The organism is Streptomyces sp. NPDC097595, assembly GCF_044761525.1.
Classification (GTDB): Bacteria; Actinomycetota; Actinomycetes; order Streptomycetales; family Streptomycetaceae; genus Streptomyces; species Streptomyces drozdowiczii_A.
This window is the reverse complement of the sequence record NZ_JBIWCN010000004.1, coordinates 132,670-154,355: the sequence shown is the minus strand read 5'-3', so window position 1 is coordinate 154,355 and position 21,686 is coordinate 132,670. Positions and strand designations below refer to the sequence as shown.

23 protein-coding genes are annotated in these 21,686 nt (G+C 73.5%); 16 read left to right on the top strand and 7 right to left on the bottom strand.

The genetic code is table 11. From position 1 onward, the window contains the following. Window positions 1-110: 110 nt before the first annotated feature. The 4 genes from argG to ACIQZN_RS07790 all read right to left on the bottom strand — a co-directional run bounded on the left by argG (window position 111) and on the right by ACIQZN_RS07790 (window position 3,710). Window positions 111-1,556, bottom strand: a complete 1,446-nt coding sequence (gene argG, locus ACIQZN_RS07805; protein ID WP_403989409.1) for an argininosuccinate synthase — start codon at window positions 1,554-1,556, stop codon at window positions 111-113. A gap of 64 nt (window positions 1,557-1,620) precedes the next feature. Beyond that, entirely contained in the window at window positions 1,621-2,265 is a 645-nt protein-coding gene (locus ACIQZN_RS07800) for a dihydrofolate reductase family protein (RefSeq protein ID WP_403989407.1), read from the bottom strand. An 87-nt stretch (window positions 2,266-2,352) separates the two neighbouring features. After that, window positions 2,353-3,285, bottom strand: coding sequence for a zinc-binding dehydrogenase (locus ACIQZN_RS07795; RefSeq protein ID WP_403989405.1), 933 nt, complete (start codon window positions 3,283-3,285; stop codon window positions 2,353-2,355). Window positions 3,286-3,311: 26 nt separating this feature from the next. After that, window positions 3,312-3,710: a nuclear transport factor 2 family protein gene (locus tag ACIQZN_RS07790; RefSeq protein WP_403989403.1), complete on the bottom strand. Its 399-nt coding sequence runs from the start codon at window positions 3,708-3,710 to the stop codon at window positions 3,312-3,314. Window positions 3,711-3,842: 132 nt separating this feature from the next. Between ACIQZN_RS07790 and ACIQZN_RS07785 the strand changes: the two genes are divergently transcribed. Continuing rightward, window positions 3,843-4,760 carry a LysR family transcriptional regulator gene (locus ACIQZN_RS07785; RefSeq protein WP_403989401.1) on the top strand — a complete coding sequence of 306 codons (918 nt, stop codon included), beginning with the start codon at window positions 3,843-3,845 and terminating at the stop codon, window positions 4,758-4,760. A gap of 180 nt (window positions 4,761-4,940) precedes the next feature. Here the strand turns inward: ACIQZN_RS07785 and ACIQZN_RS07780 are convergent, their stop codons facing one another. After that, window positions 4,941-5,924 (bottom strand): Lrp/AsnC family transcriptional regulator, encoded by a 984-nt coding sequence (locus tag ACIQZN_RS07780; protein WP_403989399.1) that lies wholly within the window; start codon window positions 5,922-5,924, stop codon window positions 4,941-4,943. A 130-nt stretch (window positions 5,925-6,054) separates the two neighbouring features. On the opposite strand from ACIQZN_RS07780, the gene ACIQZN_RS07775 reads away from it, so the two are divergent. From ACIQZN_RS07775 to tsaE, 8 genes are all read left to right on the top strand, one after another. Next, complete coding sequence (locus tag ACIQZN_RS07775) at window positions 6,055-7,542, top strand: MFS transporter (protein ID WP_403989397.1); 1,488 nt, start codon at window positions 6,055-6,057, stop codon at window positions 7,540-7,542. 93 nt (window positions 7,543-7,635) lie between these two features. Then, complete coding sequence (glmS, locus tag ACIQZN_RS07770; protein WP_403989395.1) at window positions 7,636-9,483, top strand: glutamine--fructose-6-phosphate transaminase (isomerizing); 1,848 nt, start codon at window positions 7,636-7,638, stop codon at window positions 9,481-9,483. Window positions 9,484-9,510: 27 nt separating this feature from the next. Further along, complete coding sequence (locus tag ACIQZN_RS07765) at window positions 9,511-9,879, top strand: holo-ACP synthase (protein WP_403989393.1); 369 nt, start codon at window positions 9,511-9,513, stop codon at window positions 9,877-9,879. A gap of 219 nt (window positions 9,880-10,098) precedes the next feature. After that, entirely contained in the window at window positions 10,099-11,565 is a 1,467-nt protein-coding gene (locus ACIQZN_RS07760) for an NAD(P)H-hydrate dehydratase (protein ID WP_403989391.1), read from the top strand. Between the two features lie 44 nt (window positions 11,566-11,609). After that, window positions 11,610-11,996, top strand: coding sequence for a DUF488 domain-containing protein (locus ACIQZN_RS07755; RefSeq protein ID WP_403989389.1), 387 nt, complete (start codon window positions 11,610-11,612; stop codon window positions 11,994-11,996). Between the two features lie 52 nt (window positions 11,997-12,048). Next, window positions 12,049-13,197, top strand: a complete 1,149-nt coding sequence (alr, locus tag ACIQZN_RS07750; protein WP_403989387.1) for an alanine racemase — start codon at window positions 12,049-12,051, stop codon at window positions 13,195-13,197. Between the two features lie 80 nt (window positions 13,198-13,277). Beyond that, window positions 13,278-14,489, top strand: a complete 1,212-nt coding sequence (locus ACIQZN_RS07745) for an alpha/beta fold hydrolase (protein WP_403989903.1) — start codon at window positions 13,278-13,280, stop codon at window positions 14,487-14,489. After that, window positions 14,458-15,009 (top strand): tRNA (adenosine(37)-N6)-threonylcarbamoyltransferase complex ATPase subunit type 1 TsaE, encoded by a 552-nt coding sequence (gene tsaE, locus ACIQZN_RS07740; protein WP_403989385.1) that lies wholly within the window; start codon window positions 14,458-14,460, stop codon window positions 15,007-15,009. Before ACIQZN_RS07745 ends, tsaE begins: the two co-directional genes overlap by 32 nt. Before the next feature lie 511 nt (window positions 15,010-15,520). Here tsaE and ACIQZN_RS07735 read toward each other — a convergent pair. Beyond that, window positions 15,521-16,066: a hypothetical protein gene (locus tag ACIQZN_RS07735; RefSeq protein WP_403989901.1), complete on the bottom strand. Its 546-nt coding sequence runs from the start codon at window positions 16,064-16,066 to the stop codon at window positions 15,521-15,523. A gap of 230 nt (window positions 16,067-16,296) precedes the next feature. Between ACIQZN_RS07735 and tsaB the strand changes: the two genes are divergently transcribed. The 7 genes from tsaB (at window position 16,297) to ACIQZN_RS07700 (ending at window position 21,191) form a co-directional block, all read left to right on the top strand. Further along, a complete protein-coding gene (gene tsaB / locus ACIQZN_RS07730; RefSeq protein WP_403989899.1) occupies window positions 16,297-16,935 on the top strand; it encodes a tRNA (adenosine(37)-N6)-threonylcarbamoyltransferase complex dimerization subunit type 1 TsaB in 639 nt (212 codons plus the stop codon). Continuing rightward, window positions 16,932-17,435, top strand: coding sequence for a ribosomal protein S18-alanine N-acetyltransferase (gene rimI / locus ACIQZN_RS07725; RefSeq protein WP_403989383.1), 504 nt, complete (start codon window positions 16,932-16,934; stop codon window positions 17,433-17,435). The genes tsaB and rimI overlap by 4 nt, the downstream gene beginning before the upstream one ends. After that, window positions 17,435-18,535, top strand: coding sequence for a tRNA (adenosine(37)-N6)-threonylcarbamoyltransferase complex transferase subunit TsaD (gene tsaD / locus ACIQZN_RS07720; protein ID WP_403989381.1), 1,101 nt, complete (start codon window positions 17,435-17,437; stop codon window positions 18,533-18,535). The genes rimI and tsaD overlap by 1 nt, the downstream gene beginning before the upstream one ends. After that, window positions 18,532-18,804: a hypothetical protein gene (locus ACIQZN_RS07715; RefSeq protein ID WP_403989379.1), complete on the top strand. Its 273-nt coding sequence runs from the start codon at window positions 18,532-18,534 to the stop codon at window positions 18,802-18,804. The genes tsaD and ACIQZN_RS07715 overlap by 4 nt, the downstream gene beginning before the upstream one ends. An 81-nt stretch (window positions 18,805-18,885) precedes the next feature. Further along, entirely contained in the window at window positions 18,886-19,356 is a 471-nt protein-coding gene (locus tag ACIQZN_RS07710; RefSeq protein ID WP_403989377.1) for a VOC family protein, read from the top strand. 47 nt (window positions 19,357-19,403) lie between these two features. Continuing rightward, entirely contained in the window at window positions 19,404-20,069 is a 666-nt protein-coding gene (locus tag ACIQZN_RS07705) for a hypothetical protein (protein ID WP_403989375.1), read from the top strand. A gap of 147 nt (window positions 20,070-20,216) precedes the next feature. After that, the gene (locus ACIQZN_RS07700; RefSeq protein WP_403989373.1) at window positions 20,217-21,191 is read left to right on the top strand and encodes a polysaccharide deacetylase family protein; all 975 of its coding nucleotides are present in this window, start codon (window positions 20,217-20,219) and stop codon (window positions 21,189-21,191) included. Here ACIQZN_RS07700 and ACIQZN_RS07695 read toward each other — a convergent pair. Beyond that, on the bottom strand, window positions 21,182-21,592 hold the full coding sequence (locus tag ACIQZN_RS07695) for a DUF6234 family protein (protein WP_403989371.1): 411 nt from the start codon (window positions 21,590-21,592) through the stop codon (window positions 21,182-21,184). The genes ACIQZN_RS07700 and ACIQZN_RS07695 overlap by 10 nt on opposite strands. Between the last annotated feature and the right edge of the window lie 94 nt (window positions 21,593-21,686).

The following is a 21,686-nucleotide window of genomic DNA, read 5'->3' as shown; positions in this document are numbered from 1 at the left end:
CGGGAGTACGAACGGGGCGGAGAGTGGGCTCGGTCACGTGGGGGAGGGGCGTACGAAAGGGCCGGGCGCCCCAGGGGTGCCCGGCCCTTTCGTCGTACGCGCCGTGGCGACTAGTCCGTGCCGGACTCCATCGCCGCGCGGTCCAGCATCTCGTCCTGGTCCGAGACCTCGCCGCGCGAGGCGATGGCCTCGGCGCCGCCCTCGGGGAGCTGGCCGATCAGGCCGGTGGCGGCGGCCTGGGCCGCGCCGATGGCCGGGTTCGCGGTGCCGATCATGCCGAGGCCGGCGTACTGCTCCAGCTTGGCGCGGGAGTCCGCGATGTCCAGGTTCCGCATGGTGAGCTGGCCGATGCGGTCGACCGGGCCGAAGGCGGAGTCCTCGGTGCGCTCCATGGACAGCTTGTCCGGGTGGTAGCTGAAGGCCGGGCCCGTGGTGTCGAGGAGCGAGTAGTCCTCGCCGCGCCGCAGCCGCAGGGTGACCTCGCCGGTGACGGCCGTACCGACCCAGCGCTGGATCGACTCGCGGACCATCAGCGCCTGCGGGTCCAGCCAGCGGCCCTCGTACATCAGCCGGCCGAGGCGGCGGCCCTCGTTGTGGTACTGGGCGAGGGTGTCCTCGTTGTGGATGGCGTTGACCAGGCGCTCGTACGCGGCGTGCAGCAGGGCCATGCCGGGGGCCTCGTAGATGCCCCGGCTCTTGGCCTCGATGATCCGGTTCTCGATCTGGTCGGACATGCCCATGCCGTGGCGGCCGCCGATGGCGTTCGCCTTCAGGACCAGGTCGACGGCGGTCTCGAACTTCTCGCCGTTGATCGTGACCGGGCGGCCCTGGTCGAAGCCGATCGTGACGTCCTCGGTCTCGATCTCGACCGACGGGTCCCAGAACCGCACGCCCATGATCGGCTCGACGGTCTCCACACCGGTGTTCAGGTGCTCCAGCGTCTTGGCCTCGTGGGTGGCGCCCCAGATGTTGGCATCCGTGGAGTACGCCTTCTCGGTGCTGTCCCGGTAGGGCAGGCCGTGGGCGACCAGCCACTCCGACATCTCCTTGCGGCCGCCGAGCTCCGTCACGAACTCGGCGTCCAGCCAGGGCTTGTAGATGCGCAGGTGTGGGTTGGCCAGCAGGCCGTAGCGGTAGAACCGCTCGATGTCGTTGCCCTTGAACGTGGAGCCGTCGCCCCAGATCTGGACGTCGTCCTCCAGCATCGCCCGGACCAGGAGCGTGCCGGTGACCGCGCGGCCCAGCGGCGTCGTGTTGAAGTACGCCCGGCCGCCCGAGCGGATGTGGAACGCCCCGCACGTCAGCGCGGCCAGGCCCTCCTCCACGAGTGCGGCGCGGCAGTCGACCAGGCGGGCGAGCTCGGCGCCGTACGCCTGGGCGCGACCCGGGACCGAGGCGATGTCGGGCTCGTCGTACTGGCCGATGTCGGCGGTGTAGGTGCACGGGACGGCACCCTTGTCGCGCATCCACGCGACCGCGACCGAGGTGTCGAGGCCGCCCGAGAAGGCGATGCCGACGCGTTCGCCGGTGGGCAGGGAGGTGAGGACCTTGGACATAGGAAGATTATGCATCATCTCGCATGATCATGCAACGTCCTGCCTCCCCGCACGGCTCGGGGGGCTACTTCCGCCAGAACAGGTGGTGCGTCACCCCGCTCGGGCTCGGCACGACGTCCAGGTGGAACCGGTCGCGGAGGTCGTCCGGGGAGTCCCACAGGCGCATGCCCGTCCCGAACTTCACCGGGGACACCGCCACGTGCAGGGTGTCCACCAGGTCGGCGTCCAGGAACTCCCTGATGGTGGAGACCCCGCCGCCGAGCCGGACGTCCTTGCCCTGCGCGGCCTCCCGGGCCTGGGCCAGGACCTCGGCGGGCTCGCCGGCCACGAAGTGGAAGGTCGTGTCGGAGAGCGTGAAGGAGGGCCGCTCGTGGTGCGTCAGAACGAACACCGGGGTGTGGAACGGCGGCTCGTCGCCCCACCAGCCCTGCCACTCGTGGTTCTCCCACGGGCCGCGCTGCGGAGTGAACTTGTTGCGGCCCATGATCTCGGCGCCGATGTTGTGCGAGAAGTCCCGCGTCATGTAGTCGTCCAGGCCCCGGCTGCCGCCCGGGTCGGTCCGGTTGGGCCAGCTCGCCGTCGCCCCGGCCCAGGAGAACAGCTGCCCCGGGTCGACATGGCCGAAGGGCCGCTCCAGGGTCTGGTTCTCCCCGCAGGCGACTCCGTCGGCGGAGACGGTGAAGTTCTGGACCTTCAGCAGTTGAGTCATGGGTGCTCTCTCCCGGTGAATGGGTGACATCGCAAGGGGTGACTCCTCGGGAGGCCCGGACTCATCGCCGTACAGCGTCCCGATTTCTCATCCCACCGTAAGGACCGCGTTCCCCCGCACCCGGCGCGCCCGGATGTCCGTGATGGCGTCCCCGGTGCGCGACCAGTCGCGGACCGAGCCTATCTCCGGGTGCAGCCGCCCGCCCGCCACCAGCCGTACCAGGGTGGCGAGTTCGGCCGCGTACGTGGTGTCGGCGAGGGTGTAGTCGAAGTGGGCGATACGGGCCTGGGCCGGGCCCTTGAAGAAGTCGAAGAAGTCCAGCGTGACCGGGGTGCGGCTCGCCTGGCCGAACCAGACCAGGAGGCCGCCCGGGGCCAGCCGGGCCAGCGCGGCCGGCAGCGAGTCCCCGCCCACCGACTCCAGGACCACGTCGAACGGGCCCTCCGCCTCCTTGGGCGAGGTCACCACCGCCTCGGCCCCCAGCTCCAGCAGCCGCGCCCCGCGCTCCCGGGTCGCGCTGACCGCCGTCACCGCCGCGCCCGAGGAGGCCGCCAGCTCCGTGACGTAGTGGCCGACGCCCCCGCTCGCCCCGGTGAGCAGGACCCGCCGCCCCGCCACCGGGCCCGCCGCGCGCAGCAGGCGCAGTGCGGTGATCCCGGCCAGCGGGAGGGCCGCCGCCGTCACCGCGTCGACGCTGTCGGGGAGCGCGGCGAGGCTGTGCACCGGGACGGCGACGCGCTCGGCCCAGCCGTACGCGGGCGGGTGGGCGACGACGCGGGTCCCGGCGGCCGGTCCGGTGCCGTCGGCGGCGGCCCGTACGACCGTGCCGGCGACGTCCTTGCCGGGCCGCCAGCCGGGCCACCGGCGGTCCAGCTGCCCGTCGAGCTGGAAGGTCTCGCCCCGGTTGACCGAGTACGCCTCGACCGCGACCAGGGCCTCGTCGGCGGCGGGTTCGGGCTCGGGGGCCTCGTCGATGTGGACCGTGCCGCCCGCTGCGGGGGCGGGAAGTTGTGCGCGCATGGCGGGTTCCTCAGCTCCTCAGCTTTTCAGGCGAAGACGACGTTGTGGGCGTGCAGGGTGTCGAAGTGCTCCCGGACGGCGGCGATGCGGCCGTCGCGCACGGTGAACACGGCCAGGCAGTGCTGGTCGTACCGGCCGCCCTTCCGGGTGAGCCCGCGCGTCTTCCACTCCGCGAGGACCCGCTCGCCCTCCGCGATCACGCCCAGGAACTCCATCTCCACGGTCTCCGGCACCAGCCGGGCGGTCATCGTCGCCACGAACTCGTCGAAGATCTCGTCCGGGCCGGTCCAGGTGCCCGAGACGGGCAGGTCACCGGCGAGCGTCCAGGTGGTATCGGCGTCGAAGAACGCCCTCAGCCGGTCCATGTCGCCCGCGGCGAGGGTCTTCATGTAGTCGAGGACGATGTCCTTGGGGGTGCTGCTCATGGTCGCAAGTCCTTTCGTGACTGCTTTTCTCCGATGCCTGAACGCTACGGAGACCGGGCCCGCGCAGGGAAAGACCTGTTTCCGATCGCTTCAGAACCGTCCGGCATCACCGCAGCTCATATGCTGTTCGGCATGTCGGATCTACGGCGCCTCCGCTATTTCCTGGCCGTGGCGGAGGAGCGCAACTTCACCCGCGCCGCCGAGCGCCTGCACATCGCGCAGCCCGCGCTCAGCCGCCAGATCCGGGAGCTGGAGCGGGAGTTGGGCGTACGCCTCCTGGACCGCACGACGCACTCCGTCGAACCCACGGAGGCCGGGCGGCTGTTGATGGAGCGCGGCGCGGCCCTCAGCGAGGAGGCGGACCGCCTCTGGCGCGAGGTGCGCGGCTTCGCCGGCGGCGAGAGCGGCACGCTGGTGCTCGGCTACAGCATGAGTACGAGTTACGAGACGGCCCCCGCGATCCTCGCCGCCCTGGCGGAGCGGCTGCCCGCCATCACCGCCGACACCCGGCTGCTGGCCACCGCCGAGATCCTGTCCGGCGTCGCCGACGGCACCCTCGACGCGGGCCTGGTCCGCTGCCCGCCGCCGACGCCCGAACTCGTGCGGACGCTCGTACGGCTGGAACCGCAGGGCGTCCTGATGTCCGCCGCCCACCGCCTCGCGGCGCGCCCCGCCGTGGACCCGGCCGAGCTGTCCCCCGAGACGCTCCTCATCCACCCGCGCGAGGCCAACCCCGGCCACTACGACGCGATCACGGCCCTCCTGGCCGAGGCGGGCGCCACCCCCGAACTCCTCCTCCGCCCCCTGACGTTCGACGCCGGCCACACCCCGGTCGCCCGGGGCGACGCGGTCTCGGTCGTCGGCGACTCGGCCGCCCCGAGCCTGCCGGCGGGCCTGGTCTGGCGCCCCCTGACCGGAGGAGCCGCCATCGAACTCCACCTCCTCACCCGGGGCCGGGGCGGACGCCCGATCACCGCCCGACTCCTGCGCGTGGCGGGCGAGGTGGCCCGGGCCGGGGGATGGCTGCGGTCGCCGGGGGCGGCGGGGTGAACCGGGCGGCTCGTCGGGTCACCAGGGAATGACGGCCAGCGCCTCCACCTCGATGAGCGGCTCGGGCCGGTAGAGCGCGGCCACCTGGACGGCGGCCGCTTCACGTCGACAACGCACCAGATTCTCGAAGACCTGCCGGGCCTGAGCCGAGGGGTCCCCGAGCCCGTCGCCGGGCGGGCGCTACCCCCGGAACTGCCGGTACGTCAGCTGCTTCACCCGGCGCAGCAGCGGCATCGACTCCACGTGCTCGACGCCGTCCAGGCCGCCCAGGCGCTCGCTGAGGTAGCGGTACAAGTGGGCGGAATCGCGGGTGATCACGACCGCCATCAGATTCGACGGGCCCGTGGTGGCCGCCGCGTACGCCACCTCCGGGTCGGCCCCGAGCGCCTCGCCCACCGCGTGGAGGGCGCGGGGGGCGGCGGTGACGCAGAGCATGCTGGAGTTGCGGAAGCCGAAGTAGCCGGCGTCGAACTCCACGTCCACGTACAGCGCGCCGGACGCGGTCAGCCGGGCCAGGCGGCGGCGGACCGCCGATTCGGAGAGGCCGGTCGCGCTCTGGAGTTCGGCGTACGTGACCCGGCCGTCCCGTTCCACCGCGGCGACCAGGGGTTCGTCGTCGGCGGTGATGACCCGCGGGCCGGGCGGGGCGGAGTCGGGGGGCGGGGCCAGGGCGGCGGTCTCCTCGGCCGTCAGCGCGGTGCTCTTGTGCAGCCAGCCGCTCGGGCCGCCGTAGAACCGGTGCAGCAGCTGGTGCGCGCGGATGTCCACGATGTGCGGGGTGCGCGGCAGCTTGCCGAGGAGAAGGTCGTCCGCGTCGCCCCGGTTGCGGACGTTGGCCGTGCAGGTCACCTCCGTGCCGCCCGAGGTCAGCCCGACCCACGCGGTGTCGGGGCGCTTGGCCAGGGCCTCCGCGATGGCCGTCGCGCCCTCCGGCGCGCACCGCACCCGCAGCAGCCAGTGCTCGAACGGCTCGTCGGACGCGGCGCACCGGACCCCGACGACCCGCAGCCCGCCCTCCGCCCGCAGCCTCCGGAAGCGGCGCGCGACCGTCTGGTCGGAGACGCCGAGGACGGCCGCGATCCGGCTGAAGGACGCGCGGGCGTCCAGCTCCAGCGCGTGCAGGATGCGCAGGTCCAGGGCGTCGCCCCGGGTGGGTGATTCCACTCCCGAAGGCCCCTTCCATGTCGGATTCCGGCGCCGGGGTGTCACTGGCTGGGGATTCCGGCCGCCCGCGTCCGATCGTACGGGGGTGGCCGCCGGTCACACGGAACCGCACGGGAGAAGGATCAAGGACATGCGTAAGTGGGGGCCGCTCACCGCGGTCTGTCTGGGGACGTTCATGCTGCTGCTGGACGTCACGATCGTCATCGTGGCACTGCCCGACATGGCGAAGGCGCTCGACGCCTCGCTCTCCGATCTGCAATGGGTGATCGACGGCTACGCCCTCGCGCTGGCCGCTCTGCTCCTCGGCATAGGCGCGGCGGCCGACCGGCTCGGCCGGCGCCGGGTCCACGTCGTCGGCGTCGTCCTCTTCGCCGCCGCCTCGCTGGCCTGCGGGCTCGCCTCCACACCGGGCCTGCTGGTGGCGGCGCGCGCCGTGCAGGGCGTGGGGGCCGCCGCGATGTTCGCGACGACGCTGCCGCTGCTCGCCTCGGTCTACCGGGGCAAGGACCGGTCCGTGGCGCTCGGGCTCTGGGGCGCGGTGGCCGGGGGCGCCGCCGCGATCGGGCCCGTGGTCGGCGGGCTGCTCGCCGAGGGGCCCGGCTGGCGGTGGATCTTCTACGTCAACCTCCCCGTGAGCGTCGCCGCGATCTGGCTGACCCTGCGGACCGTGCCCGAGTCCCACGGGGCGCGGGACCGGCGCACCGACTGGGCGGGGACCGCCGCCTTCGCGGTGTTCGCCGGGGCGGCCACGTACGCCGTCGTCCGGGCGGGGAGCGTCGGCTGGGCGTCCGGGCAGACGCTCGCCACGTTCGGGATCGCCGCGCTCGCCCTGGTCTGCTTCGTCGTCGTGGAGCTGCGCGTCGAGCACCCGCTGCTCGACCTGTCGCTGTTCCGCACCTCCGCGTTCACCGGGGTGATGGCCGGGGCGCTCGCCTTCAACATGGCGGCGTTCGGCGTGCTGCCGTACACCTCGATCTGGTTGCAGACGGTCCTCGGACTCAGCCCGGTCCAGGGCGGTCTGGCGGTCCTGCCGCTCGCCGCGACCTCCTTCGTGGTCGCCGCCGCCGGCGGCAGGCTGCTGCACGGGGTGCAGCCGCGCTTCACCATCGGCATCGGGCTCGCCCTCATCGGCGCCGGCACCCTCGCCCAGGCGGTCCTGGGCGCGGGCTCCTCCTGGCCCGCCCTGATCCCGGGCCTGGCGCTCGCGGGCATCGGTACGGGTCTGGTCTCGCCGGCCATCGCGGGCGCGGCGCTCGCCGCGGTCCCGCCGGAGCGGGCCGGCATGGCGGGCGGCGCGGTCAACACCTTCCGCCAGCTCGGTTACGCCTTCGGGGTCGCCGTGCTCGGGACGGTGCTGACCTCCCGGATGGCGGACAGCCTGGGCGACGGGGCGTCCCACGCGCTCGCCGGCGGTGGTGCGCAGGGGCTGCGGGCCGCCGGGATGCCGGAGCACGCGCTGCGGACGGCGTTCGCCTCGGGGCTGAACACGGCCGCGGTGGTGGCCGGTGCGGTGGGCCTCGTCGCGGGCGTCGCGGTGCTGCTGCTGGTCAGGGGCGAGCGGCCGGTGGCTGTGAAGGAGGCCGAGGAACCCGCGCCGGAGGCCGTACGGGCGGGGTGAGGGCGCGGCGGCGCGTGGTCCTCAATCGGCTGGTGGACCCGGTTTTCTGCGATTATGCGAAGAGCAGGGGCTGGTGACCAGGAAGGGACCACTATGTGCGGAATCGTGGGTTACGTCGGCGGGCAGTCGGCGCAGGACGTCGTCGTCGCGGGCCTCAAGCGGCTGGAGTACCGGGGGTACGACTCCGCCGGCATCGCCGTCCTCGCCGACGGCGGGCTCGCCGCCGCCAAGAAGGCCGGGAAGCTGGTCAACCTGGAGAAGGCGCTGAGCGAGCACCCGCTTCCGGCCGGCACCGCCGGGATCGGGCACACCCGCTGGGCCACCCACGGCGGGCCCACCGACGCCAACGCCCACCCGCACCTGGACAACGCCGGCCGCGTCGCCGTCGTCCACAACGGGATCATCGAGAACTTCGCCGCCCTGCGCGCCGAGCTCGGCGAGCGCGGCCACGACCTGATCTCCGAGACCGACACCGAGACCGTGGCCCACCTCCTCGCCGAGGCGTACAGCCAGAGCGGGGAGCCGGCGGAGGCCATGCGCCAGGTGTGCCGCCGCCTGGAAGGGGCGTTCACCCTGGTCGCGGTCTTCGCGGACGCGCCCGACGTGGTGGTCGGCGCCCGGCGCAACTCCCCGCTCGTCGTGGGGCTCGGGGACGACGAGTCCTTCCTCGCCTCCGATGTCGCCGCGTTCATCGAGCACACCCGGTCCGCGATCGAGCTCGGTCAGGACCAGGTGGTGGAGCTGCGCCGGGACGGCGTCCTCGTCACCGGCTTCGACGGCCGGCCCGCCGAGGTGCGCGAGTACCACGTGGACTGGGACGCCTCGGCCGCCGAGAAGGGCGGGTACGCGTCCTTCATGCTCAAGGAGATCGCCGAGCAGCCGAAGGCCGTCACCGACACCCTCCTCGGCCGCATCGACCCCGAGGGCACCCTCCACTTGGACGAGGTCCGCATCACGCGGGGCGAGCTGCGCGAGGTCGACAAGGTGGTGATCGTCGCCTGCGGCACCGCGTACCACGCCGGGATGATCGCCAAGTACGCCATCGAGCACTGGACCCGCATCCCCTGCGAGACCGAGCTCGCCAGCGAGTTCCGCTACCGCGACCCGATCCTGGACCCGCACACCCTGGTCGTCGCCATCTCGCAGTCCGGGGAGACCATGGACACCCTGATGGCCCTGCGGCACGCCCGCGAGCAGGGCGCGAAGGTCCTCGCCATCTGCAACACCAACGGCTCGACCATCCCGCGCGAGTCCGACGCGGTCCTCTACACGCACGCCGGGCCCGAGGTCGCCGTCGCCTCCACCAAGGCGTTCCTCACCCAGCTCGTCGCCTGCTACCTCGTCGCCCTCTACCTGGGCCAGGTGCGCGGCACCAAGTGGGGCGACGAGGTCCGCACCGTCATCCGGCAGCTCTCCGAGATCAGCGGCTCGGTCGAACGGGTCCTGGAGACCATGGAGCCGGTCCGGGAGCTGGCCCGTTCGCTCGCCTCCCACGACACCGTGCTCTTCCTCGGCCGGCACGTCGGCTTCCCGGTCGCCCTCGAAGGCGCGCTGAAGCTCAAGGAACTCGCGTACATGCACGCGGAGGGCTTCGCCGCCGGTGAGCTGAAGCACGGGCCGATCGCGCTCATCGAGGACGGGGTGCCCGTCGTCGTCGTGGTGCCGTCCCCGGCCGGGCGGTCCGTGCTGCACGGCAAGATCGTGTCGAACATCCAGGAGATCCGGGCCCGGGGCGCCCGTACCGTCGTCATCGCCGAGGAGGGCGACGACGAGGTCGTCCCGTACGCCGACCACCTCATCCGCATCCCCGCAACGCCTACGCTGCTTCAGCCGCTGGTCGCCACCGTGCCGTTGCAGGTCTTCGCCTGCGAACTCGCGACGGCCCGGGGCAACGAGGTGGACCAGCCGCGCAACCTGGCGAAGTCCGTCACCGTGGAGTGAGCCGAGACGAGCAGTGAGGGTGGGAACGTGATCATCGGGGTCGGGATCGACGTGGCGGAGATCGAGCGGTTCGACGCGGCGCTGGAGCGTACGCCGCAACTCGCTGCGCGGCTGTTCGTGGAGGCGGAGCTGCTGCTGCCGAGCGGGGAGCGGCGCGGGATCGCCTCGCTGGCCGCCCGGTTCGCGGCCAAGGAGGCCCTGGCGAAGGCGCTCGGCGCGCCTGGCGGGCTGCTGTGGACGGATGCCGAGGTGTACGTGGAGGAGAGCGGGCAGCCGCGGTTGCGGGTGCGCGGCACGGTGGCGGCTCGCGCCGCCGCGTTGGGGGTGGAGAGCTGGCACGTGTCGCTCAGCCACGACGCGGGGGTGGCGTCCGCGGTGGTGATCGCGGAGGGGTGACGTGGGCTCCGCCGCTGTGGCCTCGGGTGCTCCGGTGTGCCGGTTCCGTCCTCAATCGCCGGACGGGCTTGATTTTGGCTGGCCGCCGTTGAGGCTGCTTGCCGGACGGGCTTGAATGTGCGGCCCGTCCTCGGTTCCGTTGCCGATGTCCTCAATCGCCGGACGGGCTTGATGCGGCTGAGGTCTGCGCGCGCCACTGAACGTGCGTACGTTGAAGGCATGCGTACTGCCTACAGCGTTGACACCGTACGGGCCGCCGAAGCCGCCCTCATGGCGCGGCTTCCCGACGGGGTGCTGATGCAGCGGGCCGCCGCCGGGCTTGCCGCTGTTTGTGCGGGGCTGTTGCGCCGGGTCGGGCGGGTTTACGGTTCCCGCGTCGTCCTCCTCGTCGGCACCGGTGCCAACGGCGGTGACGCCCTGTACGCCGGGGCCCGGCTCGCCCGGCGGGGCGCGGGGGTGGTCGCCGTGCGGGTCGTCCCGGGGCGGGCCCACGAGGGCGGCAGCGCGGCTCTGGTCGCGGCCGGCGGGCACGTGGTCGACGGTGCGGAGAGCACCGCGCACGAGGACTGGGCCGGGCGCATCGACCTCGTCGTGGACGCCATCACCGGCATCGGCGGACGCGGCGGACTGCGCCCCGAGGCCGCCGAGCTGGTCCGGAAGTACACCGCGCACGGCGCGCCCGTCGTCGCCGTCGACCTGCCCAGCGGGGTCGAGGCGGACACCGGCGAGGTGACCGGCGACGCGGTGCGCGCGGACGCCACCGTCACCTTCGGCGCGTACAAGCCCGCGCTGCTCGTGGACCCGGCCGCCGAACGGGCCGGGGCGCTGAGCCTCGTGGACATCGGCCTCGGGCCCGAACTCCCCGCCGTGCCCGACCTGGAGGCGCTCCAGTACGAGGACCTGGCCGCGCTGCTCCCCGTACCGGCCGCCGAGAGCGACAAGTACCGGCGCGGTGTCGTCGGCATCGCCGCCGGATCGGCGCGCTACCCGGGCGCCGCCGTGCTCGCCGTCTCCGGGGCGCTGCGCGCCGGTGCGGGGGCCGTGCGCTACGCGGGCCCCGGCGGCGACGCGGTCATCGCCCGCCATCCGGAGGCCCTGGTCCACGCGGGCCGCCCCTCGGAGGCCGGGCGGGTGCAGGCGTGGGTCGTCGGCCCCGGGCTCGGCGACGGCACCGACGCCGTGGCGGCCGTCTCCGATGTGCTGGCCACCGACGTGCCGGTGCTGGTCGACGCGGACGGGCTGCGGCTCCTCGACCCGGACGTGGTGCGGGCTCGTACCGCCCCCACCGTCCTCACCCCGCACGCCGGGGAGGCCGCCGCGCTGCTCGGCGTGGCGCGCGAGGAGGTCGAGGCGGGGCGGCTCGCCGCCGTACGGGAACTGGCCGGGCGGTTCGGTGCCACGGTGCTGCTCAAGGGCTCGACCACCCTCATCGCCACGGACACCCCGGACACGCCGGTCCGGGTCAACCCGACCGGCACCCCGTGGCTGGCCACGGCCGGCAGCGGCGACGTGCTCTCCGGCCTCACCGGCTCCCTGCTCGCCGCCGGACTCGCCCCGCTCGACGCCGCATCGGCCGGGGCCTATCTGCACGGGCTCGCCGCCCGCCGCGCCGCCGACGGCTCCCCGGTCGCCGCGATGGACGTCGCCGACGCGATCCCCGGGGCGTGGCGGGACGTCCGGGCCTGAGCGAAGCTGAGGAGAGCCGACCGTCCGAGGAGAGGTGACCGGCCGTGAGCAGCAGCGGTGACGTGCGCGTACGCCGGGTGTACGACGGGGTGGAGGAGGGCGACGGCACCCGCGTCCTGGTGGACCGGCTGTGGCCGCGCGGGGTGTCCAAGGAGAAGGCCGCGATCGACCGCTGGCTCAAGGACCTCACCCCGTCCGACGAACTGCGCTCCTGGTACCACGAGGACCGCTCCGCCACCCGCTACGACACCTTCGTGGAGCGCTACCGGGCGGAACTCGCCGGTCCGGCGGAGTCCGCGGCCGTGGACGAACTCGCCGGGCTGGTCCGCGAGGGCGGCCCGGTGACCCTCGTGACGGCCGTCAAGGACGTCGGGCACAGCCACGTACCGGTCCTCGCCGACCACCTGGAACACGAGCTGCGCCACCGCTGACGCGCCCCGCCGGACCGGCCCGCACGGGCGGGAATGAGAAACTGGGCGCGATATGAACGAGACAGCGTCCTTGCGAGCCCGTGCCGAGATCGACCTCGCCGCACTCCGCGCCAACGTGCGCGTCCTGCGCGCCCGGGCGGCCGGGGCGCACCTCATGGCCGTGGTCAAGGCCGACGCCTACGGGCACGGCGCGGTCCCCTGCGCCCGCGCCGCGCGGGAGGCGGGCGCCACGTGGCTGGGCACCGCGACCCCGCAGGAGGCCCTGGCCCTGCGCGCCGCCGGGCTCGACGGCCCGATGCTGTGCTGGCTCTGGACCCCGGGCGGGCCCTGGCGCGAGGCGATCGAGGCCGACATCGACGTCTCGGTCAGCGGGATGTGGGCGCTGCGCGAGGTCACCGGGGCCGCCGCGGCGGCCGGGCGGCCCGCCCGTATCCACCTCAAGGCCGACACCGGACTCGGCCGGGCCGGCTGCCAGCCCGCCGACTGGCCCGAACTGGTCGCCGCCGCCCGCGCCGCCGAGCGCGCGGGCACCGTCCGCGTCACCGGCCTCTGGTCCCACTTCGCCTGCGCCGACGAGCCCGGCCACCCCTCGATCACCGCCCAGCTGGACACCTTCCGCGACATGGTGGAGTACGCCGAGAAGGCCGGGATCGAGCCCGAGGTGCGGCACATCGCGAACTCCCCGGCGACCCTGACCGTCCCCGACTCCCACTTCGACCTGGTGCGGACCGGGATCGCCATGTACGGCATCTCGCCCAGCCCGGAACTGGGCACCGCCGCCGACTTCGGGCTGCGCCCCGTGATGACGCTCGCCGCGTCCGTCGCCCTGGTCAAGCAGGTCCCGGCCGGCCACGGCATCAGCTACGGCCACCACTACACGACCCCCCGCGAGACCACCCTCGCCCTGGTGCCCCTCGGTTACGCCGACGGCATCCCGCGCCACGCGTCCGGCCGGGGCCCGGTCCTGGTCGGCGGGGTGCGGCGGACGATCGCGGGCCGGGTCGCCATGGACCAGTTCGTCGTGGACCTGGACGGCGCCGAGGTGGCGGCGGGCAGCGAGGCGGTGCTCTTCGGGCCCGGCGACCGGGGCGAGCCGAGCGCCGAGGACTGGGCGGAGGCCGCCGGCACCATCGCGTACGAGATCGTCACCCGGATCGGCGGCCGGGTACCGCGCGTCCACCTGGGCGCCACGACCGACTGACAGCACCGACTGAGCACGACCCACTGACACGACCCACGAGGAGCGGGGCACGGGTGAGCGACATCAGCACGGGTGACGTGATGGCGACGGCGGCCGCTTCGGGGGCCGGCTGGCGCCGGGCGGGCCTCGCCGGCGCCGCCATAGGCGTGCTCGCCGCCGGGGCCGCGGCCGGGGTCGCCGTGGAGCGGCTGACCGTCGGCCGGGGCATGCGAAAGCGTGCCCGCCTCGCCCTGGACGCCACCGGCCCGTACGGCTCGCTGCGCGGGACCCCCGGCCGGGCCACCGCCGACGACGGCACCCAGCTGTACTACGAGGTGGACGAGGTCGATCCGCCCGAGGACCCCGGCCCCTCGGGCTCCCGCAGGCGCCGCCTCTTCGGCCGCAAGGCGCCCGCCCCCGTCACCGTCGTCTTCAGCCACGGCTACTGCCTCGGCCAGGACTCCTGGCACTTCCAGCGCGCCGCCCTGCGCGGCCTCGTGCGCACCGTCCACTGGGACCAGCGCAGCCATGGCCGCTCCGAGCGCGGCCGCGCCCAGGCCCGCGCCGGGGGAGGGGTGCCGGTCGGCATCGACCAGCTCGGCCGCGACCTCAAGGCCGTCATCGACGCCGCCGCGCCCGAGGGCCCGCTCGTCCTCGTCGGCCACTCGATGGGCGGCATGACGATCATGGCGCTCGCCGACCAGTACCCGGACCTGCTCCGCGACCGGGTCGCCGCCGTCGCCTTCGTCGGTACGTCGAGCGGCAGGCTCAACGAGGTCAGCTTCGGGCTGCCCGTGATGGGCGTCAACGCCGTGCGACGCGTGCTCCCCGGAGTGCTGCGGGCGCTCGGCTCGCAGGCGGAGCTGGTGGAGCGGGGGCGCCGGGCGACCGCCGACCTGTTCGCCGGGCTGATCAAGCGGTACTCCTTCGGCTCCCGGGACGTGGACCCGGCCGTCGCGCGGTTCGCGGAACGGCTCATCGAGTCCACCCCGATCGACGTGGTCGCCGAGTTCTACCCGGCCTTCGCGGAGCACGACAAGAGCGCGGCCCTGCCCCTCTTCCGCGACCTCCCGGTCCTCATCCTGGCCGGGGACAAGGACCTTGTGACGCCCAGCTCGCACAGCGAGGCCATCGCGGACCTGCTGCCCGACGCGGAACTCGTCATCGTGCCGGACGCCGGGCACCTGGTGATGCTGGAACACCCCGAGACGGTGACCGACCGGCTCGCGGACCTGCTGGTGCGGGCCGGAGCCGTACCGGAGTCCTCTAACGTTGGCGGGCATGGAACCGCAGAACAGCCCGGCGGCCACTGAGGCCACCGCGTACGAGAACGTCACCGGCGCCGTCAGTGTGCGCCTCGCCCTCGACTCCCCCGAACAGATGCAGGCCCTCGGCCGCCGGCTCGCCGCCGCGCTGCGCCCCGGCGACCTCGTCATGCTCACCGGCGAACTGGGCGCCGGCAAGACGACCCTGACCCGGGGGCTCGGCGAGGGCCTGGGCGTACGGGGCGCGGTGACATCCCCCACGTTCGTGATCGCCCGCGTCCACCCGTCGCTCTCCGGCGGGCCCGCGCTGGTCCACGTCGACGCGTACCGCCTGGGCGGCGGGCTCGACGAGATGGAGGACCTGGACCTCGACGTGTCGCTGCCGGAGTCCGTGGTGGTCGTGGAGTGGGGCGACGGCAAGGTCGAGGAGCTCTCGGACGACCGCCTCCAGGTGTTCATCGACCGCGCGGTGGGGGACACGGACGACGAACGGCGCACGGTGACCCTGGTGGGCGTGGGGACGCGCTGGGCGGGCCTGCGCAACGAGTCCTGGGCGCCGTGGGCCTGACCGGACCACTGTTTCCGACGAGCTGTCGGCAAAATGTTGCGCGGGACGGGGCGGACATGGTGACATGGAGGACGAGAGCGGGTTAGGTCTACCTAACCACGCCCCACCGGAGCCGGAGCCTCAGGAGGCGTCCATGCCGACATCCGACCGCGACCCGCAACCGCCGAGCACGGCGGTCCCCATGAGCACACTGCTGGCCGCGACGGCAGCGGCGAACGCGGTATCAACACCGCCATCGCCACGCAACCAGCCCCGCCCGGTGAATCCTGCGCGCCCAGTCAACGCCGCTCACGCGGCAAACCCTGCTCACGCGGCGAAATCCGCCCGCACGGCAAAAGCCGGACGGGCGGCAAAATCAAGCCCGTCCGGCGATTGAGGACATCGGTGAGCGCGGGCACCGACGGCCCGCAGAAAACCAGCCCGTCCGGCGATTGAGGACATCGGTAACGGGACCGAGGACGGGCCGCACATTCAAGCCCGTCCGGCGATTGAGGACAAAGGCCCGTCCCGTCTACGGGACCACCACGACGGTCGCCCCCACCGTGGCGAACCGCCACACCGCCTCCCCGTCGGCCCGAGACATCCGCACGCCCCCCGCCTTCACCGTAGGATCCGGCTCCTCCATCGACCCGTCCTGCGCGGCGCTGAAGCCGATCGTCACGTCGTTCACCGTGGCGAACCGCACCACGTGCTCGATCGGCACGCCGTCGGACCCCTTCACGCTGCCCGAGCGCGACGTCACGTGATACGTGCCCGGCGCCGCGAGCACCGAGCTCGGCATCACCTTGAACGTCCGCGACGCCTTCCCCTTCGCGTCGACCAGCCACACCCGGCGGTCGTGCAGCGCGTACACGACCCGCGCCCCGGTGCCGGAGCCGGCCGGGACGGCGAGCGGGTCCTTCTTCGGCTTGGCCTTGCCGTGCCCGCCCGCCGGGGCGGACGCCGAGGCGCTGCTCGACGCCTTCGGCTTCGTGGCCAGGTCGTCCGGCACATGCGCGGAAGCCTGGTACGCCAGGAAGCCGACCGCCACGACGGCCGCCGCGGTGAGCGCGGCCACGATTCCCGAGCTGCCCCTTGCCACCGTGCGTGCCTCTTTCGCTGTCGTGTGCCGTCAGGCGCGATCAGTACGTTGTACGCGGACGTGAACCGTAAGTCGTACAAGCGTTTACACGTACTCCGCGTATACCCGGTGACGGTAGCAGCCGGGACCGCCCCGGCCGGGATGCCGTACGGGGCGCGGGGCGGGCCGCGCCGGAGCCGTAGGCTGTTTGCGTGCTCTTGCTCGCAATGGATACCGCCACCCCCGCCGTCACCGTCGCCCTGCACGACGGGACCCGCGTCGTCGCCGAGTCCGTCCAGGTCGACGCCCGCAAGCACGGGGAGCTGCTGCTGCCCGCCGTCGACCGGGTCCTCGCGGACGCCGGGGTGAAACTCGACGCGGTGACGGACGTCGTCGTGGGCGTCGGCCCCGGCCCGTACACCGGACTGCGCGTCGGCCTGGTGACGGCCGCCACCTTCGGCTCGGCGCTCTCCGTGCCCGTGCACGGCCTGTGCACCCTGGACGGCCTCGCGTACGCCGCCGGGCTCGCCGGCCCCTTCGCCGTCGCCACGGACGCCCGCCGCAAGGAGGTCTACTGGGCGCGGTACGAGGACGCCCGCACCCGGACCGAGGGCCCCTCCGTCGACCGGCCCGCCGACATCGCGGACCGGCTCGCGGGCCTCCCGGTCGTCGGCGCGGGCGCGGTGCTCTATCCGGAGGCGTTCCCGGACGCGCGCGGCCCCGAACACCTCGCAGCGGGCGCCCTCGCGGGCCTCGCCGCCGAACGCCTCGCGGCCGGCGAGGAGCTGCTGCCGCCGCAGCCGCTCTACCTGCGCAGGCCCGACGCGCAGGTGCCGAAGAACTACAAGGTGGTCACCCCGAAGTGACCGTCACGACCGCGGTGCTGCGCGAGATGCGCTGGTGGGACATCGACCCCGTGCTCGCCCTGGAGCACGAGCTGTTCCCGGAGGACGCCTGGTCGGCGGGGATGTTCTGGTCCGAGCTCGCCCACGCGCGCGGCCCGGCGGCCACCCGCCGCTACGTCGTCGCCGAGGAGCCCGGCACCGGCCGGATCGTCGGGTACGCGGGCCTCGCGGCCGCCGGCGACCTCGCCGACGTACAGACGATCGCCGTCGCCCGCGACCACTGGGGCGGCGGGCTCGGCTCCGAGCTGCTCACCGACCTGCTCCGGCACGCCACGGCCTTCGAGTGCGCCGAGGTGCTCCTTGAGGTCCGCGTCGACAACACGCGCGCCCAGAAGCTCTACGAGCGCTTCGGCTTCGTACCGATCGGCTTCCGCCGCGGCTACTACCAGCCGGGCAACATCGACGCGCTCGTCATGCGCCTCCACGTACACGAAGAAGTAGAAGAAAACGGGACCCACTGATGGCTGACGAACCGCTCGTACTCGGCATCGAGACCTCCTGCGACGAAACCGGGGTCGGCATCGTCCGGGGGACCACGCTCCTCGCGGACGCCGTCGCGTCCAGCGTCGACACGCACGCCCGCTTCGGCGGCGTCGTCCCCGAGATCGCCTCCCGCGCCCACCTGGAGGCGATGGTCCCCACCATCGAGCGCGCCCTCAAGGAGGCCGGGGTCAGCGGCCGCGACCTCGACGGCATCGCCGTCACCGCCGGACCCGGCCTCGCGGGCGCCCTGCTCGTCGGCGTCTCCGCCGCCAAGGCGTACGCGTACGCGCTGAACAAGCCGCTGTACGGGGTCAACCACCTGGCGTCCCACATCTGCGTCGACCAGCTGGAGCACGGCCCCCTGCCCGAGCCCACCATGGCGCTCCTGGTCAGCGGCGGGCACTCCTCGCTGCTGCTCGCCCCGGACATCACCAACGACGTGCGGCCGCTCGGCGCGACCATCGACGACGCGGCCGGCGAGGCGTTCGACAAGATCGCCCGCGTCCTGGACCTCGGCTTCCCAGGCGGCCCGGTCATCGACCGCCTCGCCCGCGAGGGCGACCCGGCCGCCATCGCCTTCCCGCGCGGACTCACCGGCTCGCGCGACCCCGCGTACGACTTCTCCTTCTCCGGCCTGAAGACCTCCGTCGCCCGCTGGATCGAGGCCAAGCGGGCGGCCGGCGAAGAGGTGCCGGTGCGCGACGTGGCCGCGTCCTTCCAGGAGGCCGTCGTCGACGTGCTCACCCGTAAGGCCGTCCGCGCCTGCAAGGACGAGGGCGTCGACCACCTGATGATCGGCGGCGGCGTCGCGGCCAACTCCCGGCTGCGCGCGCTCGCCCAGGAGCGGTGCGACCGGGCCGGCATCCGGCTGCGCGTGCCCCGCCCCAAGCTGTGCACCGACAACGGGGCGATGGTCGCCGCGCTCGGCGCCGAGATGGTCGCCCGCAACCGGCCCGCCTCCGACCTGGAGCTGTCCGCCGACTCCTCGCTGCCCGTCACCGAGACCCACGTCCCGGGCGCCCACAGCCACAGCCACGACCACGTGCACGAGGTCAGCAAGGACAACCTGTACTCATGAGCGCCCCCGTCACCGCCCTGATGTGGGAGGCCCGCGCCGCCGAGGGCCGGGGCGGCGAGCTGGCGGAGTGGGCCCGCGCCCGCGCCGCCGCGCTGCCCCGCCCCCCGCTCCGCAGCGAGCTGCTGCGCGCCCCGCAGGACCGGGTCCTCGTCATCACCTGGTGGCAGGGCGGGTACGCCGACGAGCTGCCGGAGCTGCCCGAGCCGGACCCGGACCTCGTCACCCGTCCGGTCCACCGCTGGCGCTTCGAATCGCTGGGCGCTGCTTAGCCCCGGCACGTCGATGAGTTCCGGACGCTCCCGCGGTCTACCCTTCACGGCACTTTGCCCCTGTACGTGAGGAGAAGGACCATGCAGAAGGTCACCACGTTCCTTTGGTACCCGAAGGGCCTGATCGAGGAGGCGGCCGACTACTACGTCTCCGTCGTCGGCGGCGACTCGCGCGTCCTGGAAACCACCCGCTGGACCGCCGCGAGCCCCGGCGAGGAGGGCACGGCGATGACCGTGCGGTTCCAGCTGGACGGCGCGGAGTACGTCGCGTTCGACGGCGGGCCCGAGGTCACGCTCAACGAGGCCGCCTCGCTCTCCGTCGAGTGCGACTCGCAGGAGGAGGTGGACCGGCTGTGGAACGAGCTCACCTCCGGCGGCGGGCAGGAGATCCAGTGCGGCTGGCTCAAGGACAAGTACGGCCTCTTCTGGCAGATCGTCCCGCCGGGCCTCGGTGACGCCCTGACCGACCCGGACCCGGAGAAGGCCGCCCGCGCGATGAAGGCCATGCTCGGCATGAAGCGCCTGGACATCGAGGCCATCCGCAACGCCTGAGCCCCGCGCGGCAATTGGGGCCAGGGGCGCTCGATAGGGTCGGCCCCATGTCCCCTCGCTTCGTGCTGCCGCCGCCCCCGCCGCCCGTGGAGATACGTTCCTGGCCCGACCGGGACGCGCTGCTCGCCGACCGGTCGTTCCTGCTCGGCGTGCTGGTCAAGGCGCACGTCGGACCCGGCCGGCTCGGGCTGCTGTGGCTGTGGGGAGCGGTCGGCGCGATCGGCTGGTCGTTCATCGGGACGGCGCTCATCGGCTTCGAGGAGTCGTACGACCCCATCAGCGCGATCTTCGCCCTGGTGATGCTCGCGCTCGGCGCCGGCGCCCTGATCCCGGCGGTGATCCTGCTCGTCTCCGGACTGCGCCGGGACGTGGCGCTGCGTCGGCTGCTCACGCAGTGGGGCGAGCTGGACCGCGATCCCGCCCGCGACGCCGGACTCCGGCTCCCCGGCACGAGCCTGGGGTGGCTGCTGCCCTCCTTCGCGCTCGGCGCGCTGGGCCTCTACCTCTGCGTCGTCGTGCCCGCCGGAGCGGTCCGGGGCGAGGACACGTACGGGCTGATGGCGCTGATGATGGGGCTCGGGCTGCTGGCCTGGGTCGTCGGGCTCGTCGGCGTCTTCAAGGCGTTCTGGCACCGGCGCTGGATCGTGCGGACCCTGGCCGGGGCGACCGCGCCGCCGCCCCTGGTGTCCGGAGCCGGCGGCGCGCACCGCTGAAGCCTCTTCAGACAGGCCCTAGGCCCCCTCCGTGTGAGCCACCCGGGGGACCGCGCGCGCCCGGCGGCGGTGTCGTGGCCGATGCCCCGTCACGTACTGGCAGGATCCGGCGCCATGCAGCCAGTACGACAAAAGGACAAATTGGCCATGAATGGGCGTGAACCGGGTGCGGTGACGGGCGGGCGGCAGCGGGTACGGGGACGCCTGCGGCGCAGGCCGGGTTACGCGGTCCTCGCCGCGCTCCTGGTCGCCGCCGCCGCGTCCGGCTGTGCGGCCGGGGACGACTCGGGCACCGCCGCCCGGAGCGCGAAGGCCCAGGCGGGGCAGCCGGGCGCGCCGGCGGAACCGGCGGCCGGGGCGCTCGGTACCCGCGCGGCGCAGGCGGAGCGGGCGAAGCTGGCCCAGGCGGCCCGCGCGGTCGCCGCCAAGAAGTGGGGCCTGGCGGGCACACCGCTCGCGGCGCCCGTACCGCCCGCGCAGAAGCCGCACATCACCACGCGCAAGGGCTTCGAGGTCTCGGGTCAGGACGACTCGCTGCCGCCGGTCTTCACCCGGGTCCCCACCACGGACAAGGTCGTCTTCCTGACGATGGACGACGGGGACGACAAGGACCCCGAGCTGCTGAAGATGATGTCGGAGCTGAACATCCCGTACAGCGCCTTCCTCACCGACTACCTGGTGCGCGACGACTACACGTACTTCAAGGACGCCCAGTCGCGCGGGACCGTCCTCGGCAACCACACGCTCAACCACCGCTATCTGCCGGGCCTCTCCCACGACGAGCAGAAGCGCGAGATCTGCGACCAGCAGGACATCCTGGAGAAGCAGTTCGGCAAGCGGCCCCGGCTCTTCCGGCCGCCGTACGGCAACTACAACACCGACACGCTGAAGATCGCCAAGTCCTGCGGCATCACCGCCGTGCCGCTGTGGGAGGCGGAGGCGTTCCCCGACCACATGGAGTGGCGCGAGGAGGACCAGAAGCTGCACCCCGGCGACATCATCCTCACGCACTTCCGGGGCAAGGCGGACTGGAAGGGCAGCATGCCCGACCTGGTCCGGTCCGTCATGAAGGTCATCACGGACCAGGGTTACTCCGTGGCCCGCCTGGAGGACTACGTATAGGAGGCGGCGTACGCGCGGGCGTCCCCCGGCTCCGGGTGCGCGTCCTCGTAGGCGCTGTGCCAGGCCGTCAGGGTGAGGACCAGCAGCAGGCATACGCCGAGCAGCTGGACGACCCCCGCGATCGGCAGCCCGTGGCGCAGCAGCACCACGCCGATCACACAGGCCGCCACCGTGATGGCGGCGAGGACGAGAGTGCCGGACCAGTCCATCCCGGGCGGTCCGGCCTCCGCCATGTCCGGGTTCGGCGGCCGGGGGTCGGAGCCCGTGTACGCGTAGAAGAGAACCGCGCTGAGCAGCCCCTCCAGCGCGATGAGCAGCATCCCGAGCACCACGTCCAGGCAGCCGGTCATCACCGGACCGGGGCGCGAGGGGGCCGGGCGGTCGGAGCTTCGTATGCGCATGCCGCCACCGTCCACCGGAACGGACCGGGCGGCCCCGGCGTTGTCCCTACGGTGTCCGGAACGTTGTGCGGCCGCAGCCGTACGGTGGGGCCGG